Raw genomic sequence first — 18,616 nt, forward strand, 5'->3', positions numbered from 1 at the left:
CCCTGACTCTATAAAGGTGATGGCCGCTATTGGCTAAAAAAAACCGACTTCAATCAGAATGAAATCGGCTTTTAGATCTTCAGCTGAAATGCTGCTTAATAACACTCAATGCGTTTTCGGCAATAATTTGTTTGCCGTATTCGGCAACGCGGTGAACCGTCATGCGTGATTCTTGTCCATACTCGAGTATAACACTGAGCATATTTTCAATGTCTTCGTCTGAGTGCTCATCGTTGAATTCCACAAAGAGGTAATACCGGTTCTCCATGGAATAAAGCGCGTTTGTAAACCCGCTGAGCTGTACTTTTGACAAGGAAATAAGGTGTTCAAAATCATTGAACTTCACAAGGAACTCAAGCTGCTGTTCCTCCTCATCCTGCGAGCTGTCTGATTTTTCATCAAGGTCATCGCTGAAATGATGATCGAGGATGGATTCAATATTTTCATCCATAGGCAGTTCTTTTACTTTATCTTCAGACAGGGGAAGCTCGATTTTCTGGCCGTCTTTTGAAAGCTGGGCTCTTGTCACGATTACTTCTAGCCCTTTGTCGAGCGCCTGAACCTGAATCCAGAGCGGTCCTTCGACCATAAAATCTTCTTCGTCATGCACTTCGTCCATCATTTCCCAAAAAAGCTCTTCGCTTCTTTCGCGGTTGTACCAGATTTCATCTCTGTCAAAACCGCGCTCTTCTATATCAAGATATGAAATATAAAACTTTACGGTATATTCATTAATACGCTCTATCTCCATCTTTACAACCTTCCCTTCTTTATATGATGTTGAAGGGACAACTAAACCCCTAAATAAGTTGCACTTTTTTACACTTTACCCAAATCAGCACCTATTTAATCGTCAGCGCAGCGCTTCGCAGGCGTTTAAAACTTGTCTTGAAAATGAGACTTGCCTTTCAAGCTTCTTGTACTCCTATTTTATGATAAAACTGCTCTGAATGAAATAAAAAAACCTCAGGATTTACAAAAACAGTTATTTGCCCAGAAGGATAAGCTCATAATTCATCTTTTCGTTCATATACTTGGTACGAGCAGTCTAATACACAGAAAGAGGTACTTGAATGGAACAGGAATTTCTCATGTCTTTAGTTATGATTATCGGCATTGATCTTCTGCTCGGCGGGGACAATGCGATTGTCATTGCAATGGCAAGCCGCAACCTTCCGCCAAAGCAGAGGAAAAAAGCTGTGGTGCTCGGGACGGTTTTTGCCATTGTCGTCCGGATTCTGCTTACAACAGTCGCGGTCTATTTGTTTCAAATTCCATTCGTACAGCTGATCGGCGGAATTCTTCTTCTCTATATCGCCTATCATCTTATTGTCGGGTCAGAAGAGAAGGAAGGAGAAATTAAAAGCCACCAGTCACTGAGAAAAGCCGTGCAGACGATTGTGGCGGCGGATATGCTGATGGGCATGGACAATGTCATTGCCGTTGCAGGTGCTGCGGGAGGGAAAACGGTGCTTGTCGTCATCGGGCTCTTAATCTCCATTCCTATTATGATCTGGGGGAGCAATTTGATTTTAAAGCTGTTGGACAAATATCCCGCTCTCGTCTACATCGGGGGAGGCATGCTTGCCTATACAGCCGGCAAAATGATTATCCATGAGCATAAGCTTGCACCAATCTTCCATACCCACCCGAGCATGGGTACGCTGCTTCCGTACTTGCTTATCCTCTTCCTGACAGCAGCGGGCTTTATCTATCAGCGCATGGAAAAAAAAGAAAACCTTCCTTAAATGATAAGGAAGGTTTTCTGTCAGTTAATTAACTAAACGCTGTGCTTCGCGCAGCTGGTATGTGCGTACTTTTCTTGGAAGGAATCGTCTGATTTCATCTTCATTGTATCCGACCTGCAGACGCTTTTCATCAATAATGATCGGGCGTCTCAAAAGACCAGGATGCTCCTGAATCAGATCATACAGATCTTGAAGAGGCATCGTTTCAACGTTAACGTTCAATTTCTGGAAAATCTTAGAACGCGTTGAAATGATTTCATCCGTTCCGTCCTCTGTCATGCGCAGAATTTCTTTAATTTCGTCTACCGACAAAGGCTCTGAGAAAATATTGCGCTCTGTATAAGGAATTTCATGTTCTTCCAACCATGCTTTAGCTTTACGACAAGAAGTACAGCTTGGTGATGTATATAACGTTACCATAAACCTTTCACTCCTTTATGTGTAAATGAGCATACTGCTATATAAGTAAGATGAATTGTATTTAGATTGAAATTACTTTAATTAAGTAATATCTATAAAGGATTATACTATAGAAAAGTAAGTAAGTATACACTTTTTAAATACAAATGTTTGACAAAACAGTTACAATTCCGTAAAGTGGCGGGAAAACTCCCTTTACACTTGCCAATTCCTGCGTTCTGCAGGTTTTGTCATTCGCAAGTGGACAGCAGGATTCTCAATTAATTCAGATTATCAAAAATGTCTTTTGAATCATCCCGGTCGTTTATCGACAGGACATCCTGAACATCCTGATATTTTTTCCCGTAGAATTCTTTGTCTTTGTAAGTATGAATAAGCAAATACGTCTTTTTCATCGCTTCATAGATCTTCTCTTCGCTTGCATCATCAGGTGACCAGTACAGAATTTCCATTGGATTGACTTCATTCGTTGCGAGGGATTTTCTTCTGTATCCAATCGCTTTTGCATGCTGAAAGCCTTCTCTCTGGTAAAATTTCAGCCGCTTGCCTGTATCAAGTACATCTTCATCCACAGGTTCCACCTCTAAAAGTATTGGTTTTCCGAGTTCTTTCAGTTTCGCAATCAGCTTATGGCCCAGTCCCTGGCCTCTTGCTGACTTGGCAACAAATAAGTAATCAATGAAGATAAAATCATCAAGCTCGGCATACATGAGAACGTGATGTTCCCCTTCATCTTTATGATAAATATCACCCCGCTCTTTCAGAAGAGTTTCCATATGTTCTTTTGATTTCATTTCCTCAACAGGAAAGTACTGATTAAGCTTCTCATACCAGTTCATTGACCCGCTCCTTGCTGTTCGTTAACGTTCGTTTCTCTCTAAATTAGATATACCCTCTTTCCTTAGTGTTAAACATGAGCTACTATAAAAATATAGTAAATAATGGGATGGTGATGGATTTGGCTGAATATGCAATAGATTTTCTGATTGTGGCAGCACTCGTTATCGGAATTACCGCCTTTATGGGAGTTATGGCAAATGGAATTGGAGAAACCATCTTTGCCGGAAAAAAGAAGAATGAAAACGTGGATCACACCCTGAAAACACAGGCCGGCTGGAGAAAAGTCGGCGGACGGAAGAAATAGGTTAAAGGCAAAGTGAGGTTAAAAGCGGATTAGAACACTTACTTAGTTTAATGGACGAAACAAAGTGCTGCTGTTAGAGGGGAACGGACAAGAGCCATCTCCAATAAAAGTGGCTGCACTAATGCGAATGGCGCCACAAACGAGGGCCTACCTACGGTAAAAGTGGCTGCTCTACCACGAATGACGCCACAAATGAGGACCTCCTCCGGTAAAAGTGGCAGCACTAACGAGAATGACGCCACAAAGAGGAACCACCTACGGTAAAAGTGGCTGCACTGCAACGAATGACGCCACAATCGAGGAACCACCTTCGGTAAAAGTGGCAGCACTGCAACGAATGACGCCACAATCGAGGAACCGCCTGCGGTAAAAGCGGCTGCACTCGTAATATCACAACACACATTAGGATCTATACCTAGTCTTTTAAACTTAAAAAACCCGAACCGGCTAAAGACCTGGTTCGGTTTTTTCATGACTAAAAAACAGCTACGTCCCAGCCTCTTTTTTACGGAGTATAATCAACGCCCTTTGTATAATTGTTCCCTGCGTTCCATATGAGATATTCATCGATTCCCTGATCCTGAAGCGCCCTGATCTGGGCTTCCACGTCTTCTTTTCCGTACTTTTTATAGTTGCCGGAGCCAAGCCACGAGGCGGTAAAGTCCTGAAGCCAAGGCCTTGAGACGGGACTGTTTTTCAGCTCTGCCAGCTTTTTCTTTTCGAGCTTCGCATATTCTGTAATCAGCTCATAAGGTTTCAGATCGGGTTTTTCTATGCCGAAATAGGCCGTCCAGTGGCTCGGATAAATCATAGAGGAGATGACATCTACATGGCTTGAAATTTTCGAGAAGTTCTGCCCGATGCCCGGCGCTTCCGGAAGGGTTGCTGTATATCCGAAAATATCAACAGAAACCTTGACGCCATATGGCTTCAGCTTTTCTTTTGCATAGGCTACAAAGTCCGTTACCGCTGTTACCCTTTTTTGAACATTATCCTGTTTTAACTGACCATATTTTCCCTGGCTGTACGTAAGGGCTGCATCTTTGTTTTCAAACCCTTCCGGAAACCGGACATAATCAAACTGTATTTCCTGGAAGCCTAATTTAGCTGCCTCAATGGCGATATTCACATTATAGTCCCATACTTCCTTCATAAAAGGATTAACAAATGATTCGCCCCTGCCGTTTTTCCATACGCTGCTGCCGTCCTGAAACGACCACTCGGGCTTCTGCTGCGCAAGTACAGAATCTTTAAATACAACGACTCTCGCAATCGGATAAATGTTCTTCTTCTGAAGCTGTTCAAGTATGGCCCGCGGATCTTTTATGTATTGTTTACTGATCCCGAAATAAGGCGACTTTTTTTCAGGCATATAGGTCAGGTTTCCAAAATCATCTTTCACATCGATAACCATAGCATTTAAATCTGTCTTATCAATCAGGTCTGTGAGCTGGCTGAACTTGCTGCCTCCTGCTGAATGGCCTGTCACATAAATCCCTCTAATTGCATCAGGGTACTGAAACACGAGGCCTGAATCAAACAGAAAACGGGGCATTTCTTCCGGAAGCTCTTTCAGCTGATGAACGATTTCTTTAGACTCATGAACGGATGCGGTTAAAACGGAATCCGCCTGTGCCTGATGTCCCCCTGCTAATACAGGTATGAACGCAAGCAATGCGACAGGAAAAACCTTCCTATAAAAAGCCACGTTACCACCCCTTTTTGGCTAGTTTCTTCTTATTATAAATGACAGGTATAGCGGTTCATACATGTAATGAGACTTATTTTTACAAATTCCAACAGGATTTGCCAACCACTTCCTTGAAACATAAAAAAGCGACCTCTTTAAAAGAGGTCACTTCAACATGGCTAGTTCGTATATTTTGACTGATATTGTTTGAATTCCGCTTCTGAACACATAACGAAATGTCCTGGTTTTACTTCGCGGAACTGCGGTTCATCTCCTGCAGTGTATTGATGCTGGGCAGGATCATATTTTTTTCTGATGCGCGTGCGCTCATAGTCCGGATCCGGAAGCGGAATCGCAGACAATAGAGCCTGTGTATAAGGATGAATCGGATTGTTGTAAAGCTCTTCTGCATCTGCAAGCTCTACAAGCTTTCCGAAGTACATAACACCGATGCGGTCACTGATGTATTTTACCATGGAAAGGTCATGGGCAATGAACAGGTACGTAAGACCTTTTTCCTGCTGCAGCTTTTTCATCAGGTTGACAACCTGAGCCTGAATCGAAACATCAAGCGCTGAAATCGGCTCATCGGCAATAATGAAGTCAGGATCTACAGCCAGTGCCCGGGCGATTCCGATACGCTGGCGCTGTCCTCCGCTGAACTCATGAGGATAGCGGTTCGCATGCTCCCGGTTCAAACCAACTGTCTCAAGCAGCTCATATACCCGCTCCATGCGCTCTTTGTCTGATTTCGCAAGACCGTGAATATCAATTCCCTCGGCAATAACGTCAGAAACCTTCATTCTCGGATTTAATGAAGCATAAGGATCTTGGAAAATCATTTGCATTTTACGGTTAAAGATTTTCAAATCAGCTTTTGATTTTTTTCCGTGGACATTGACTCCGCCAAACTTCACTTCTCCGCCGGTTGCTTCATACAGACGGATGATTGAACGGCCTGTTGTCGATTTTCCGCATCCGGATTCTCCGACAAGTCCAAGTGTTTCGCCTTTATAAATGTCAAACGAAATACCGTCAACAGCTTTCACTTCATTCGATTTTCCTACATTAAAGTGCTGTTTCAGATCTTTCACTTCAAGAAGTTTTTCTTTTTGCATGTGTTATTTTCCCTCCTTGATTTCAGGGAACTTGCGCTGGCGCAGTTTAACAGCTGCCGGCGGTTCAACTATAGGAGCGTCCGGATGGAGCAGCCATGTTGCCGCATAATGGGTATCGGACACTTTAAACATTGGAGGCTGCTCTTCTAAGTCAATCTGCATCGCATATTCATTACGGGCAGCGAATGCATCACCTTTTGGAGGGTTTAGCAAGTTCGGAGGCGTACCCGGAATGGCATACAGTTCCTGGTCCTGAGAATCAAGACTTGGCATCGAACTGATTAATCCCCATGTATATGGATGCTGCGGATTATAGAAAATTTCATCGACTGTGCCGATTTCAATAATCTTGCCGCCATACATGACTGCAACCCGGTCAGCAACGTTTGCCACGACTCCAAGGTCATGCGTAATGAAAATAATGGATGTATCGATTTTCTTTTGAAGATCCTTCATCAGCTCAAGGATCTGGGCCTGAATCGTAACATCAAGAGCTGTTGTCGGCTCGTCCGCAATTAAGACTTTAGGATTGCAGGCAAGAGCAATTGCAATTACAACCCTTTGTCTCATACCGCCTGAAAATTGGTGCGGATATTGCTTAAAGCGAAGCTCGGGCTTTGGTATCCCTACAAGACGAAGCAGCTCAATCGCTCTCTCTTTCGCCTGTGATTTGCTCATATTCTGGTGCTTCACAATTGGTTCCATAATCTGTTTGCCGACAATCATTGTCGGGTTCAAAGAGGTCATCGGATCCTGGAAAATCATAGAGATGTCTTTTCCGCGAATCTTCTGCATTTGTTTATCGCTCAGCTTGGCAAGGTCTTTGCCGCCAAAAAGGATCTGGCCTTTTTTTATGTCAGAGTTGCTTTCAGGCAGCAGACGCATGATTGACTTAGTCGTAACCGATTTCCCTGACCCGGATTCACCTACAATGGCAAGTGTCTCTCCTTTTTTCAGGTCAAAGTCAACTCCGCGGATTGCCTGTACTTCTCCTCCAAATGTATGGAAGGAGATGTGCAAGTCTTTTACTTCAAGTATTTTTTCCATCGTCTATTCACCTGCCCTCTAGTCTCTCATTTTCGGATCAAGCGCATCGCGCAGTCCGTCAGCAATCATATTGAATGCAACCATAATGACACTGATTACGATCGCAGGGTAAATCATTTGATATGGGAATGCTCTCATCGATTTGAATCCTTCATCAATCAGCGTTCCAAGTGAAGCTATCGGATCCTGAAGTCCAAGACCGATAAAGCTCAGGAATGCTTCAAAGAAAATCGCATTCGGAATCGTGAACATCGTATTGATGATAATGACACCGACCAGGTTCGGGATTAAATGTTTAAAGATAATTTTCGAATGACTCGCCCCAAGCGTTCTGGAAGCAAGAACAAATTCCTGATTTTTAAGTTTAAGTACCTGCGCACGCACAACCCGCGCCATTCCGACCCATCCAGTTATCGTCAGGGCTACAGTGATTGAGATAATACCCGGTTTCAAAATCAGGATCATGAGAATAACAACAACAAGGTTCGGTATTCCCATCAGTACTTCAATAATACGCTGCATGACATTGTCAATTCGTCCTCCGAAGTAGCCTGAAATAGCTCCATAGGCAACTCCGATCACCATATCAATAAAGGCTGCAAGGAAGGCGATGTAAAGAGAGATCTGCGTTCCTTTCCAGATACGCGTGAACTGATCTCGTCCAAGGTTATCTGTTCCAAGCCAGTAGTACTCTTTAATTTGTTTTTGCTCGTACACATTCACTTCTTCTCCATTATTAAGGGTTCTTGTCCCGTCGAATGGAAGCCAGCTCACATTTTCAAGTCCCTGAATGCGGGGCGGCAGGTTGGAGTGCGTCGCTTTTTGGCGGGCTGAATCATATCCGCTGACAGCAGGCCCGATAAAAGCAAGCAGCGTCAATAATACGATGACAACTAAGCTTGCAACTGCAGCTTTGTTTTTTCTTACGCGAAGCCAGGCGTCCTGCCAGTAGTTTAAACTTGGTTTGTTAATCTCTTCACTCTTAGAGGAATCAATTTTAGCGGGCTGGAACAATTCTTTGCTGATTTCTTTTTCTGCCATTATTTTTTACCTCCCGCTAAACGAATTCGTGGGTCAATGATGCCGTAAAGGATATCGACAACAAGAATGATGACGACAAAAAGGAATGCAAACAGCAGGGTTGTACCCATGATGACCGGATAATCATTAACAGTGATCGATTTAACGAACTGCTCTCCAAGACCCGGTACAGAGAAAATCTTTTCAATGACAAGAGATCCTGTCATCAAACCTACTGCAAGAGGTCCAAGAACCGTTACAACAGGAATCAGCGCGTTTCTGAGCGCATGTTTAAACGCAATTTCAAAGTAGCTTGCACCTTTTGCTTTGGCAAGCGTGATGTAGTCAGAATTCAAAACATCGATCATTTCCGTTCTCATAAAACGGGCAGCAATCGCAATCGGGAACATCGCAAGAGCGATCGTCGGCAGAATGCTGTACTCAGGCCCGCGCCAGAAAGCAACAGGAAGCCATCCAAGTTTAACGCCAACGTAATATTGAAGGAGTCCCGCAAAAACGAATGACGGAATGGATTTTCCTATGACAGCAAAAAATGTTGCTCCGTAATCCACCCAGGTGTTTTGCCGCAAAGCACCAATGACACCTAGAAAAATCCCAAATAGTGTTCCTACAAACATTGCCTGAAATCCGAGGGTTGCAGAAGGGGCGATACGAGCAGCCAATAGCTCAGATACCGGAGTGTTGTCGAATTGGAAAGATACTCCAAAATCACCTTTTACAATATTGGTCATATAGGTGATATACTGCACTGGTACAGGTTCATCCAGCCCGTATTTTTCTTTCATAATCTCAATTTGCGAGTCAGAAAGTTTGGCACTGTTAAATGGAGTACCGGGGATCAGTTTCATTAGGAAAAATGTGAAAGAGGCAATTAATATCAATGTGATTAACATGTAAATCATGCGTTGCCCTAAATATTTGACCATGTGTGCACCTCCTGGAACTATATAAAAATTCAGAATTATCTACATAATTCGACAATTCTTTAGCAGGTAAAAAGAGAGTATATCGGATATACTCTCTTCTTATTCTTTTTGATTATAATCATTTTTCTGGTAACTGCAACAAAAAATTACTCAGCGTCAGTGATTTTAATCCACTTGTAGCTGTATTCAGGTCCTACAAGGTGGTACGTAAAGCCTTCAACCTTTTTGTTGATCAGAAGGTTTGAAGCACGCTGATACATAGGAGCGATACCCGCATCTTCTTCTAATAGTACTTTTTCAGCTTCTTGAAGAGCAGCAAAACGCTTAGCCGGATCATTAGCTAGAGTTGTTTGAGCGTCTTTTAGAAGTTTGTCATATTTTTCGTTTGAATATGCCATTCTGTTGTTTCCGCCATCTGTGATCCATAGATCAGAGAATGAGATCGGGTCTAGATAGTCAGGACCCCATCCAGCAGCCTGGATGTCGTAATCCATAGTTTTGTCGCGGTCAAGACGCACGCTGAAAGGTACGCTCTGAACTTCGATTGTTAAACCAGGAAGCGTGTTTTGAAGCTGGTCTTTCATGTAAGAGTCAACTGTTTTAGATGTTTCAGTGTCTCCGCCAAGGTATACAAGCTTGACTTCTTTCTTGCCGATTTCTGCTAATCCTTTTTCCCAAAGTTTTTTAGCTTCTTCAGGGTTGTAAGTCAGAAGGTCCTTGTTAACTTCACGGAAATCTTCGCCCGTTTCAGGGTGTGTAACAAATTCAGCAGGTACAGCATAGTTAGCCGGTTTAGAACCGTTGTTTAGAATTTCGTTTGTTAAATCTTCTTTATTAAATGCCATAGCAATTGCTTTACGGATGTTTACGTTAGCAAGAGCTTCGTTCTTCTGGTTAAGCTTCAGCCAGAAAATTGTAGGCTCTAACCATCTTTTCAGGCGGTCGTCACCATCGTATTGAGCGATAACAGCAGGTGTTGAAAGCTTAGGAGTTACATCAGCTTCTCCAGCTTCGAATGCATTAGCTGCTGCTTGAGGATCTTTAGATACGTTGAACGTAATTTTCTCAAGACTTACATTTTTTGCATCCCAGTACTCAGCGTTTTTCTCTAAAGTCCACTCAGTATCAGCAGGTCCTTCCCATCCAGCAATTGAGAATGGTCCGTTGAACACTAAATTTTCAGACTTTTTACCGAAGTTTTCGCCTTGCTCTTCAACAAACTTTTGGTTTTGCGGGTAGAACGTAGGGAATGCCATTAATGACTTGAAGAAAGGAATCGGTTTTTCAAGAGTGACAACAAGTGTCTTTTCGTCTTGAGCTTTCACTCCAAGATCTTCAGGTTTAGCTTTACCATTATATAATGCTTCAGCATTTTTGATTTTACCCATCATCATGTATGGACCGTAAGCAGATCCAGTATCAGGGTTAAGAGCGCGCTGCCATGCAAATACAAAGTCATTTGCTGTTACAGGCTCTCCGTTTGACCATTTAGCATCTTCTTTAATTTTGATTGTGTACTCAGTGCCGTCTTCGTTAGCTTCCGGCTCGCCGTCAGCCATGCCCGGGATCGGCTCCTGGTTTTCATCAATACGGTATAAACCTTCATTCGTATTGTTTAATTGAGATAAACTGATTGTATCTTCTGCAAGAACTGAGTCCATAGATGGAATCTCAGAAGATTCAAGTACTTTCAGCTCCTGAGGAACATCAGCTGCTTCTTTAGAGTCTTTGTCTTTTTCTCCTCCATCAGAAGAACTGGATCCGCCTCCGCCGTAGCAAGCAGTTAAGAAAACGCTCAGTACAAGCGAAAGGACTAAAAGCAATGAAAATTTTGACTTTTTCATTTATTACCCTCCCTTTTATTTTTAAAAAATTCTTACAAACACTATTATACAAGCTTTCGAATTTTTGTACATTCATTTTTTTAATAAAATTTACACAAATGCAATAAAATTAAGACTTTTTTAAAGCGAAAATAGTTCTTTATATCTATGTTATCTGCGGTATTTCTTCATGATATTTCATTCATTTAACATAAAAATGGCCAGAAGCACTGCCTTTGTAAAGATTTTAAATTGTAAGTAAAATTAAAAATGTATACAATATACAACAATAGCTAATAAACTATTTTGCAGGGAAACTGACAATATTCTGAGTAGTATTACTTTTCTCACAATAATTTTTTTTATATATTTCAATATAAAAAAACTATTGAACATCCCCGTAATTTAGTAATATAAAAAGAAAAAAGAGGGTATTTATGAATCGAAAATTATTTTTATCAGCCTTCACCGTGTCATTTGTTCTAGTCTTTCTGCTTTCACTGCTTTTCTATCAGGAGATCAGCCTGTTGCATTATATCAATATTTCATTTTACATTTCCGGGGTTCTGCTCTTTGCTTCCCTTTTCCTTCTAGTGGCTGAAGGCGGATTTTTTGACGGCATCACTCAAGGGTTCAGAAGAACCTTTCAATCCAAAGGCCGGGATCTTGATAAAAAGGAAGTAGAGGAAATGAGACTGTTTTCTGAACTTCTTCGGGTTGAATATACTCCGTTCCTGCTTGCCGGACTGCTGCTTGCGGCTACGATGCTTGCTGCTCTTGCTGTTTATTATTTCTGAACAGTTGAAAATCACTGCGCAAGCTACTATAATGTAGGAAATAACATGTAAATGCGATGAAGAAGAGTAGTACACAGTGACCTTATTTTTCAGAGAGTCTGCTGCCTGGTGAAAAGCGGACAATAAACACTGCGGAATGGACTTTTGAGCAGCTGACTGAACTTCAAAGTAGGATCAGCCGTTTCGTCTTGCGATAAAAGACGCTAAGTGATTTCTTTTACAGAAATAATCAGGGTGGCACCGCGGTCCATTCGTCCCTTTTAGTTCAAGGGGACGAATGGGCTTTTTTGCGTTATTTTAAGAAGGAGTGAGGATATGAAAACCATTTTTTCGGGCATCCAGCCCACAGGTAATGTTACGTTAGGAAACTATATCGGAGCTATGAAACAGTTTGTGGACCTGCAGAATGACTATGACTGCTATTTTTGCATTGTCGACCAGCATGCAATTACACAGCCGCAGGATCGTCTGCAGCTCCGCAAAAGCATAAAAAGCCTTGCAGCACTATATTTAGCTGTTGGACTTGATCCTGAAAAAGCAACATTGTTCATTCAGTCAGAGGTTCCGGCGCACGCACAGGCTGGATGGATGATGCAATGTGTGGCCTACATCGGCGAACTTGAGCGAATGACTCAGTTCAAGGACAAATCGGCTGGCAAAGAAGCCGTTTCTGCCGGTCTGTTAACCTATCCGCCTCTAATGGCAGCCGACATTCTACTATATAAAACGGATCTCGTTCCAGTCGGCGAAGACCAAAAACAGCACCTGGAGCTCACAAGAGACTTAGCTGAACGCTTTAATAAAAAATACAATGACATCTTTACCGTCCCTGAAGTGCGTATTCCAAAGATCGGTGCAAGGATTATGTCCCTTGCAGATCCGACGAAAAAAATGAGCAAATCAGATCCAAACCAGAAAGCTTTCATTACACTGCTGGACGATCCTAAAGTGATTGAAAAGAAAATCAAAAGCGCGGTTACCGATTCGGAGGGCATCGTAAAATTTGATAAAGAGAACAAACCGGGTGTATCTAACCTTCTCTCCATCTATTCCATTCTTTCAGGCATTTCCATCGAAGACCTGGAGAAAAAATATGAAGGAAAAGGCTACGGAGATTTTAAAGCGGACACCGCTGCTGCCGTGATTAACGCCCTGCAGCCTATTCAGGAAACATACTATGCCCTTGTTGAATCAGATGAACTTGACGAAATCCTTGACCGCGGGGCTGAACGTGCAAACGCACAGGCAGGAAAAATGATTAAAAAGATGGAAAGCGCTATGGGTCTTGGAAGAAAACGAAAATAAAAAAGGGAGAGTGCTCAATAAAGAGCTCTCTCCTTTTTTATACCTGCTACATTTTTTCAAACTCCATGCCTTTTTGCACCATTAAGTACTGCAGTGCCGTCCGGAAGGTTAAGAATGTCTTGATGTCCTGGCCGTTTGATAAGCCAGATGAAATTAACAGCTGGATGACAGCAGGGCCAAAACCGACGAACAGAATCTGAATCCCCATGAGCCTTACAGCGGCCGTCAACTGCTGGATATAGGATCCAAACAGTTCTACCTCCCCGATTTCCCGTTCTGATATGGCGGTAAAATCGATGATGACAGTAGCGACTTCATTTGCGTGAGATGTTTCCAAGATTTTAGACGTAATCCTATCAAACCGTTCTGATGAAAGCTTCCCGGTAATCGGCACAAGAATGGTCTCCGGTATGATCGAAGGAATAATCGGAACAGAAATATCTCTGATCAGTTCTTCCTGTTCCCGAAGCTGCCTTTTCAATTCGATAATCTCTGCCTGCAGCTCTTCCACATTTACTTTTTCACTTATCATATATGCCCTCGCTCAAATGAATGACTTTTTTTCATTTTACCATTGTTTCAGCTTTTTACCTATTAAATAGAAGTTTTGGAATGGTTTTTCCGGTTTTTTATTTAGCAGATTACAAAAACAGAAAAAGAAGCCAATTCCGGCTTCTTTTAAGCTTGTCTTAATTTACTTTTGATTCATGCTCCATATCCCACAGTTTTTCAAAAAAGGGCTGGCCTTTAATCAGGTTTTCTGTAAGAATCATGTGTTTTGGGCTCCAGCCTGAAACAGTCTCATTGTAAAGCTTTTGCCACACATCCTCAAAGCTCAGGTCCTGAATGGTTTCGTACATAGACGGATTCCACTCTGTATACCAGTATTTCACTTCAGCTGCATTCTTTGTTGACTGAAGCTGATCCAGGGCCATAAACAGCAGCTGCTTAAGCTGTCTCTCCTTGCGGGTCAGCCCGCTCATTTGAGATGGACTTGGCGAGAGGATGTGAAACTCTTTTTCAAGAATTTCTGCCTCGTATGTATATTCTTCAGCTTCTACATCTTTTATCATTTCATATACCAGCTGTTCCTGCCTTGGAATGAGCCGGCTTTTGCGGACGGGAATACTGTAGCCGATTGTATCAACGGCAAGAATTCCTTCGCCGTCTGTAACGACAAAACAATAATCAAGCTGAATCCGCTCATGATTTTTTCTGATATATGCCTTTTGAAAGGCGTCCTTCAGCAGTCCCTGTGGCAGTTCCGACAAATCGTTTTCAATATAATGGAATAAAACTGAATTTACTCTGAACAGAGGAACTTGATCTAAAAGCTCAACACTGTCGTCTTTTCTCCATTCGTGAAAATGACACACATTGTACCCGTTTTCTTCACCCTCGAACCAATTCACCCATACATCATGAAGAAACAACATTTCTTACCCCTCACTTCCGATGCTTTTGTCTTTCAGTATAGGCAGGGAAAAGAAAATATATTCCATTTCGTTCATTTTATGGTTGTTTTCTTTCGACAAATTCCAAAAGCGGAAGCGCCAAGACCCGCTTCGATAGGCAGATAAGAATCCGGCGGAAAATTCCAGGTCCCGCCTTTTCTGCCGTATTTGTTCTGACAGAGGATCTAAGGCGCTGCAACTGGACGTTGTTATGTGTTCCAATGCCTTTTACCCTTTATAAATCCTTAACAATAAAAAATAGCCAAGAAACAATGTCTTGGCTGTTCTTCTTGTTATTCGTTTACTTTTGGATCCAGCGCGTCTCTTAACCCGTCCCCTACAAAGTTGAAGGCAAGAACTGTCAGGAGAATTAATGAACCCGGCAATAGCGGGTACCAAGGCGATGTCAGCAGAATGGTGAAGTTCTGTGCATCCTGCAGCATATTGCCCCAGCTTGCTGTCGGAGGCTGAATGCCAAGACCAAGGTAGCTGAGCGTTGACTCAGCAAGAATAACTCCGCCTACTGAAAGGGTAGCAGAAACGATGATCGGCCCAATCGCATTCGGAAGAATGTGCGAGAAAATAATCTTAAAGCTTTTCGTTCCAATTGTCTTAGAAGCGAGAACGAACTCGCGTGTGCGCAGCGACAGGAATTCACCGCGGACAAGACGCGCAGTTGTCGTCCACCCAAGTACGGCAAATATGATGATCAGCTTATCCACACCCGGTTTAAAGATTGTTACAAGAGTGATCAGAAGAAAAATTTGCGGGATAGAAAGAACAATATCCACAAATCGCATTAGAATGGCATCAATGATGCCTCCAAAATAACCGGCAATTGCTCCAACAACCGTGCCGATTGTGATGGAACCTAGCACTGAAGCAAACCCGACAAGCAGGGATACTTGCGCCCCGTAAAGCAAACGCGTCAGCAAGTCGCGTCCAAACCGGTCTGTTCCAAGCAAATTCTCAGCTCCGCCCGGCGGAACTAATTTTTTCGTCAAATCCTGTGTCTCATAAGCATATGGTGCAATGACAGGTGCCAGGAGTGCTGCAGAGATGATAAAGATCAGGAATGCAGCACCTGCAACAGCCAGTTTGTTTTTGGCAAACTTTCTGAAGAATATTTTTGTTAACGTGTCAGGGTTCGCTTTGATTCCGTGAACCGCCAGCTGACCAGAAGTTTCCGGTGTCAGGTTAGTTTGTGCCATTGTGCTCCCCCTCCTAGTACTCGATTCTCGGATCGAAGATTGCGTAAAGAATGTCAGCAATTAAGTTTCCGATGACGACAAAAACAGCTGAAATAACAGTTAACGCCATAATAACCGGATAATCACGCTGGAATGCAGAATCGATGAAAAGAAGTCCAATTCCAGGCCATGAGAAAATCTTCTCAACAACGACAGCTCCTCCGATAAAGGAAGGAATCATCAGACCGAAAATTGTGATGATTGGAATCAATCCATTTCGCACGCCGTGTTTAATAATGACTTTCGATTCTTTAAACCCTTTTGCACGGGCAGTTCTCATATAATCCTGCTTAAGGACGTCGAACATGCTTGACCTTGAATACCTCGTCAAGCCCGCCATATCGGCAGAGGCAAGAACAAATGCAGGCAGCATGAGATGGTGAATCCTGTCCCATATGCTGAATTCGGCATTCAAGGTTGAGGTTCCTCCGGTCGGGAACCAGTTGAGCTGCACGGCAAAGACCATGATCAGAATAAGACCGAGCCAGAAGTTCGGGGTAGCCAGTCCAAGGAAAGAAGTGACAGATACAGTGTAATCAACTTTTGTGTAAGGTCTTGCTGCAGAGATGATGCCAAATGGAATGGCAATGATCAGAGCTAGAACAGTTGAGACAACCATTAGCAATAACGTATTCGGCAAACGGTTCATAATCATTTCGCTTACAGGCACACCCTTACGGATAAGCGATGTACCGAAGTCACCCTGCACCATGCTTCCAAGCCATTTCAAATACTGAATGTGAACAGGATCATTTAATCCGTATTTCTCCATAAATTTCGCCTTATCAGCAGGGCTGATGGTCGGATCCATCAAAAGTGTTGTCGGGTCTCCAGGTGCAAGTCTGATAATCGCAAACGAGATAATTGTAATACCTAACAATAAGGGAATAGCCATCAATGTTCGGCGGACGATATAAGTAAGCACAGCTAGATCTCCCCTTTCCTTCTCAATTTTCTATAGGTAAAAACAGGGTCCAAAAACAAACAGACTCGTTCAATTTTCAAATTCAATCAGAATGTGCAAATTCTGCTTCATAAAAACAAGGGAAGGGATACTCCCTTCCCTTTGCACGTTTCCTGAAGTGTGTCAGTAATCAGTGATTACTGTTTTAACCACCATTTGTGGACATTGTAGTATTCAGACTTCGCGTTAAACTCGTAGCCTTGAAGATTTTCAGGCATTACGCGGTGAACGTTTGGATAGTACAGGAATGTGTATGGCTGGTCTTCAGCAATAAGCTTGTAGATGTCAGCATACTTTGTAGCATACTCATCTTGATCAAGAATTTGTTTCGCTTCTTCCATTAACTTGTCTGCTTCTTTGTTTGTGTAATCAGTCATGTTTAAGCCTTCAGCAATTTGGCTTGAGTGGAAGATGTCATATTGATCAGGGAAAGTAGACAAGCTCCATCCTAAGATCATTGCATCGAAATCCCAGTTTGGTGCAGAAACCTGCTCAATGAAAGCAGAGAACTCGATGATCTCAGGCTTAACTTCGATACCGATTTCTTTTAATTGCTGCTGTACAACAACCGCGATATCTTCACGGATTTTGTTACCTTGGTTCGTTTTTAGAGAGAATGAGAATTTCTTGCCGTCTTTGTCAAGAATGCCGTCGCCGTCAGTATCTTCCCATCCTGCTTCTTTAAGCATAGATTTTGCTTTTTCAACATCATAATTGAACTTTGGCACATCGTCGCTGTATGCGAAAGAAAGCGGGCTCTCAGGAACGTGAGCTACTTCACCGTCGCCGTTCATAACAGATGAAACCATAGCGTCTCTGTCAAGAGCCATTGTTAGAGCCTGGCGTACTTTAACATCTTTGAAAAGGTCGTTCTTTTGGTTCCAGCCGATGTAAGTGTAAGAAAGACCTAAGCCAGACTCAACTTTTACGCCGCTGAACGTGCTTTTTACTGTTTCAATGTCAGTACCTGGTACTTCTGTGAATTGAACATCGCCAGCTTGAAGCTGTGCAAGAAGCGCATCCTGGTCAGGAACGATTTTGTACGTGATTGAATCAAGGTATGGCTCGCCAAGGAAGTAATCTTTGTTCTTCTCAACTTTTACATATTCTCCGTCTTTCCACTCAACAAATTTGAATGGGCCTGTACCGATTGGAGATTTTGTGTTGAATTCGTTCTCGCCAAGCTCACCAACTGGAACTTTTCCAAGGATATGCTCAGGAAGGATTCCGTAGCTTAGAGAAACAGGGTAGAATGAAGCATCTTTCTTGTTAAGCTTGAATTCTACTTCAAAGTCGCCTTTTTTAGTTACTGTTTCTAAAGATTCAAAACCAGATCCGCGCTCACCGACATAGTCAGGGCTTTTAGGGATGCCGTATGTAAATACTACGTCATCTGCAGTAAGCTGTTCGCCGTCGTGGAATTTAACATCTTCTCTGATTTTTACAGTGTACGTTAAACCGTCTTCAGACACGTCGATTTTTTCAGCGAGGTGCAAAGTCGGGTTGAACTCAGTGTCAGAAGACACAAGTCCGTCAAAGATGAAGCCTTCGATATCAGAGCTTGAAGCATCTGTAGAATACATTGGGTTAAACAATGTTGGTCCGCCAATCGTTCCAACTACCAAATCTCCGCCCATTTGCGGTTCGCCGGCATCTTCAGCCGGTTTTTCTTTGCCGCCAGAACCTGAAGCAGGTTTGTCGCCCGCGCCGTTGTTGCACGCAGCAAGGAACAACGAGAATACAAGCAGTAAGCTAAGCAGTGTAAATAAACCTTTACGTTGTTTCACTTCGTATTTCCCCCTTAGAAAATTTTTAATTTTTAGACTTCTTGACTGACAAGTTATGGCTTCTGCCATCTCCCCCCTTCAAGAGTGTGATGTATGCTGATC

The 18,616-nt window shown here is 42.7% G+C and carries 18 protein-coding genes and 1 other annotated feature; of the genes, 4 read left to right on the plus strand and 14 right to left on the minus strand.

Going from position 1 to position 18,616, the window contains the following annotated elements; translation table 11 throughout:
- Nucleotides 1–79 precede the first annotated feature (79 nt).
- Entirely contained in the window at nucleotides 80–751 is a 672-nt protein-coding gene (mecA, locus tag MHB63_03470; protein ID MEK3805647.1) for an adaptor protein MecA, read from the minus strand.
- 322 nt (nucleotides 752–1,073) lie between these two features.
- On the opposite strand from mecA, the gene MHB63_03475 reads away from it, so the two are divergent.
- Entirely contained in the window at nucleotides 1,074–1,748 is a 675-nt protein-coding gene (locus MHB63_03475; protein MEK3805648.1) for a TerC family protein, read from the plus strand.
- Between the two features lie 24 nt (nucleotides 1,749–1,772).
- Here the strand turns inward: MHB63_03475 and spxA are convergent, their stop codons facing one another.
- Both spxA and MHB63_03485 read right to left on the minus strand, forming a co-directional pair.
- Nucleotides 1,773–2,168, minus strand: a complete 396-nt coding sequence (gene spxA / locus MHB63_03480; GenBank protein ID MEK3805649.1) for a transcriptional regulator SpxA — start codon at nucleotides 2,166–2,168, stop codon at nucleotides 1,773–1,775.
- A gap of 260 nt (nucleotides 2,169–2,428) precedes the next feature.
- Nucleotides 2,429–3,007 (minus strand): GNAT family N-acetyltransferase, encoded by a 579-nt coding sequence (locus tag MHB63_03485; GenBank protein MEK3805650.1) that lies wholly within the window; start codon nucleotides 3,005–3,007, stop codon nucleotides 2,429–2,431.
- 119 nt (nucleotides 3,008–3,126) lie between these two features.
- Between MHB63_03485 and MHB63_03490 the strand changes: the two genes are divergently transcribed.
- Entirely contained in the window at nucleotides 3,127–3,312 is a 186-nt protein-coding gene (locus tag MHB63_03490) for a hypothetical protein (protein MEK3805651.1), read from the plus strand.
- A 505-nt stretch (nucleotides 3,313–3,817) separates the two neighbouring features.
- Here MHB63_03490 and MHB63_03495 read toward each other — a convergent pair.
- The 6 genes from MHB63_03495 to MHB63_03520 form a co-directional block, all read right to left on the minus strand.
- Complete coding sequence (locus MHB63_03495) at nucleotides 3,818–4,975, minus strand: putative glycoside hydrolase (protein ID MEK3805652.1); 1,158 nt, start codon at nucleotides 4,973–4,975, stop codon at nucleotides 3,818–3,820.
- 206 nt (nucleotides 4,976–5,181) lie between these two features.
- The gene (locus tag MHB63_03500; protein MEK3805653.1) at nucleotides 5,182–6,120 is read right to left on the minus strand and encodes an ATP-binding cassette domain-containing protein; all 939 of its coding nucleotides are present in this window, start codon (nucleotides 6,118–6,120) and stop codon (nucleotides 5,182–5,184) included.
- A gap of 3 nt (nucleotides 6,121–6,123) precedes the next feature.
- The gene (locus MHB63_03505) at nucleotides 6,124–7,167 is read right to left on the minus strand and encodes an ABC transporter ATP-binding protein (GenBank protein MEK3805654.1); all 1,044 of its coding nucleotides are present in this window, start codon (nucleotides 7,165–7,167) and stop codon (nucleotides 6,124–6,126) included.
- A gap of 18 nt (nucleotides 7,168–7,185) precedes the next feature.
- Complete coding sequence (gene opp3C / locus MHB63_03510) at nucleotides 7,186–8,208, minus strand: oligopeptide ABC transporter permease (GenBank protein MEK3805655.1); 1,023 nt, start codon at nucleotides 8,206–8,208, stop codon at nucleotides 7,186–7,188.
- The gene (opp3b, locus tag MHB63_03515) at nucleotides 8,208–9,134 is read right to left on the minus strand and encodes an oligopeptide ABC transporter permease (protein MEK3805656.1); all 927 of its coding nucleotides are present in this window, start codon (nucleotides 9,132–9,134) and stop codon (nucleotides 8,208–8,210) included. Before opp3b ends, opp3C begins: the two co-directional genes overlap by 1 nt.
- A gap of 146 nt (nucleotides 9,135–9,280) precedes the next feature.
- The gene (locus tag MHB63_03520) at nucleotides 9,281–10,978 is read right to left on the minus strand and encodes a peptide ABC transporter substrate-binding protein (protein MEK3805657.1); all 1,698 of its coding nucleotides are present in this window, start codon (nucleotides 10,976–10,978) and stop codon (nucleotides 9,281–9,283) included.
- A gap of 416 nt (nucleotides 10,979–11,394) precedes the next feature.
- Here MHB63_03520 and MHB63_03525 point away from each other — a divergent pair, with 416 nt between their 5' ends.
- Both MHB63_03525 and trpS read left to right on the plus strand, forming a co-directional pair.
- Nucleotides 11,395–11,754, plus strand: a complete 360-nt coding sequence (locus MHB63_03525; protein MEK3805658.1) for a DUF3899 domain-containing protein — start codon at nucleotides 11,395–11,397, stop codon at nucleotides 11,752–11,754.
- A gap of 47 nt (nucleotides 11,755–11,801) precedes the next feature.
- Nucleotides 11,802–12,016: a binding site (T-box leader), on the plus strand.
- A 53-nt stretch (nucleotides 12,017–12,069) separates the two neighbouring features.
- On the plus strand, nucleotides 12,070–13,059 hold the full coding sequence (gene trpS, locus MHB63_03530) for a tryptophan--tRNA ligase (GenBank protein ID MEK3805659.1): 990 nt from the start codon (nucleotides 12,070–12,072) through the stop codon (nucleotides 13,057–13,059).
- Between the two features lie 46 nt (nucleotides 13,060–13,105).
- Here the strand turns inward: trpS and MHB63_03535 are convergent, their stop codons facing one another.
- From MHB63_03535 to MHB63_03555, 5 genes are all read right to left on the minus strand, one after another.
- Complete coding sequence (locus tag MHB63_03535; protein ID MEK3805660.1) at nucleotides 13,106–13,591, minus strand: STAS domain-containing protein; 486 nt, start codon at nucleotides 13,589–13,591, stop codon at nucleotides 13,106–13,108.
- A 157-nt stretch (nucleotides 13,592–13,748) separates the two neighbouring features.
- The gene (locus MHB63_03540; GenBank protein ID MEK3805661.1) at nucleotides 13,749–14,495 is read right to left on the minus strand and encodes a YjbA family protein; all 747 of its coding nucleotides are present in this window, start codon (nucleotides 14,493–14,495) and stop codon (nucleotides 13,749–13,751) included.
- Between the two features lie 311 nt (nucleotides 14,496–14,806).
- Nucleotides 14,807–15,724, minus strand: a complete 918-nt coding sequence (gene opp4C / locus MHB63_03545) for an oligopeptide ABC transporter permease (protein ID MEK3805662.1) — start codon at nucleotides 15,722–15,724, stop codon at nucleotides 14,807–14,809.
- Nucleotides 15,725–15,737: 13 nt separating this feature from the next.
- Nucleotides 15,738–16,688, minus strand: a complete 951-nt coding sequence (locus tag MHB63_03550; GenBank protein ID MEK3805663.1) for an ABC transporter permease — start codon at nucleotides 16,686–16,688, stop codon at nucleotides 15,738–15,740.
- A 176-nt stretch (nucleotides 16,689–16,864) separates the two neighbouring features.
- A complete protein-coding gene (locus MHB63_03555) occupies nucleotides 16,865–18,514 on the minus strand; it encodes a peptide-binding protein (protein ID MEK3805664.1) in 1,650 nt (549 codons plus the stop codon).
- Nucleotides 18,515–18,616: the final 102 nt, after the last annotated feature.

It is taken from the genome of Bacillus sp. FSL H8-0547 (assembly GCA_038002745.1).
Lineage (GTDB): Bacteria > Bacillota > Bacilli > Bacillales > Bacillaceae > Bacillus_P.

What these genes read in the sequence shown, in the direction of transcription:
- mecA (MEK3805647.1), bottom strand. Translation starts at nt 751, where the DNA reads ATGGAGATAGAGCGTATTAATGAATATACCGTAAAGTTTTATATTTCA.
- MHB63_03475 (MEK3805648.1), top strand. Translation starts at nt 1,074, where the DNA reads ATGGAACAGGAATTTCTCATGTCTTTAGTTATGATTATCGGCATTGAT.
- spxA (MEK3805649.1), bottom strand. Translation starts at nt 2,168, where the DNA reads ATGGTAACGTTATATACATCACCAAGCTGTACTTCTTGTCGTAAAGCT.
- MHB63_03485 (MEK3805650.1), bottom strand. Translation starts at nt 3,007, where the DNA reads ATGAACTGGTATGAGAAGCTTAATCAGTACTTTCCTGTTGAGGAAATG.
- MHB63_03500 (MEK3805653.1), bottom strand. Translation starts at nt 6,120, where the DNA reads ATGCAAAAAGAAAAACTTCTTGAAGTGAAAGATCTGAAACAGCACTTT.
- MHB63_03505 (MEK3805654.1), bottom strand. Translation starts at nt 7,167, where the DNA reads ATGGAAAAAATACTTGAAGTAAAAGACTTGCACATCTCCTTCCATACA.
- opp3C (MEK3805655.1), bottom strand. Translation starts at nt 8,208, where the DNA reads ATGGCAGAAAAAGAAATCAGCAAAGAATTGTTCCAGCCCGCTAAAATT.
- opp3b (MEK3805656.1), bottom strand. Translation starts at nt 9,134, where the DNA reads ATGGTCAAATATTTAGGGCAACGCATGATTTACATGTTAATCACATTG.
- MHB63_03520 (MEK3805657.1), bottom strand. Translation starts at nt 10,978, where the DNA reads ATGAAAAAGTCAAAATTTTCATTGCTTTTAGTCCTTTCGCTTGTACTG.
- MHB63_03525 (MEK3805658.1), top strand. Translation starts at nt 11,395, where the DNA reads ATGAATCGAAAATTATTTTTATCAGCCTTCACCGTGTCATTTGTTCTA.
- trpS (MEK3805659.1), top strand. Translation starts at nt 12,070, where the DNA reads ATGAAAACCATTTTTTCGGGCATCCAGCCCACAGGTAATGTTACGTTA.
- MHB63_03535 (MEK3805660.1), bottom strand. Translation starts at nt 13,591, where the DNA reads ATGATAAGTGAAAAAGTAAATGTGGAAGAGCTGCAGGCAGAGATTATC.
- MHB63_03540 (MEK3805661.1), bottom strand. Translation starts at nt 14,495, where the DNA reads ATGTTGTTTCTTCATGATGTATGGGTGAATTGGTTCGAGGGTGAAGAA.
- opp4C (MEK3805662.1), bottom strand. Translation starts at nt 15,724, where the DNA reads ATGGCACAAACTAACCTGACACCGGAAACTTCTGGTCAGCTGGCGGTT.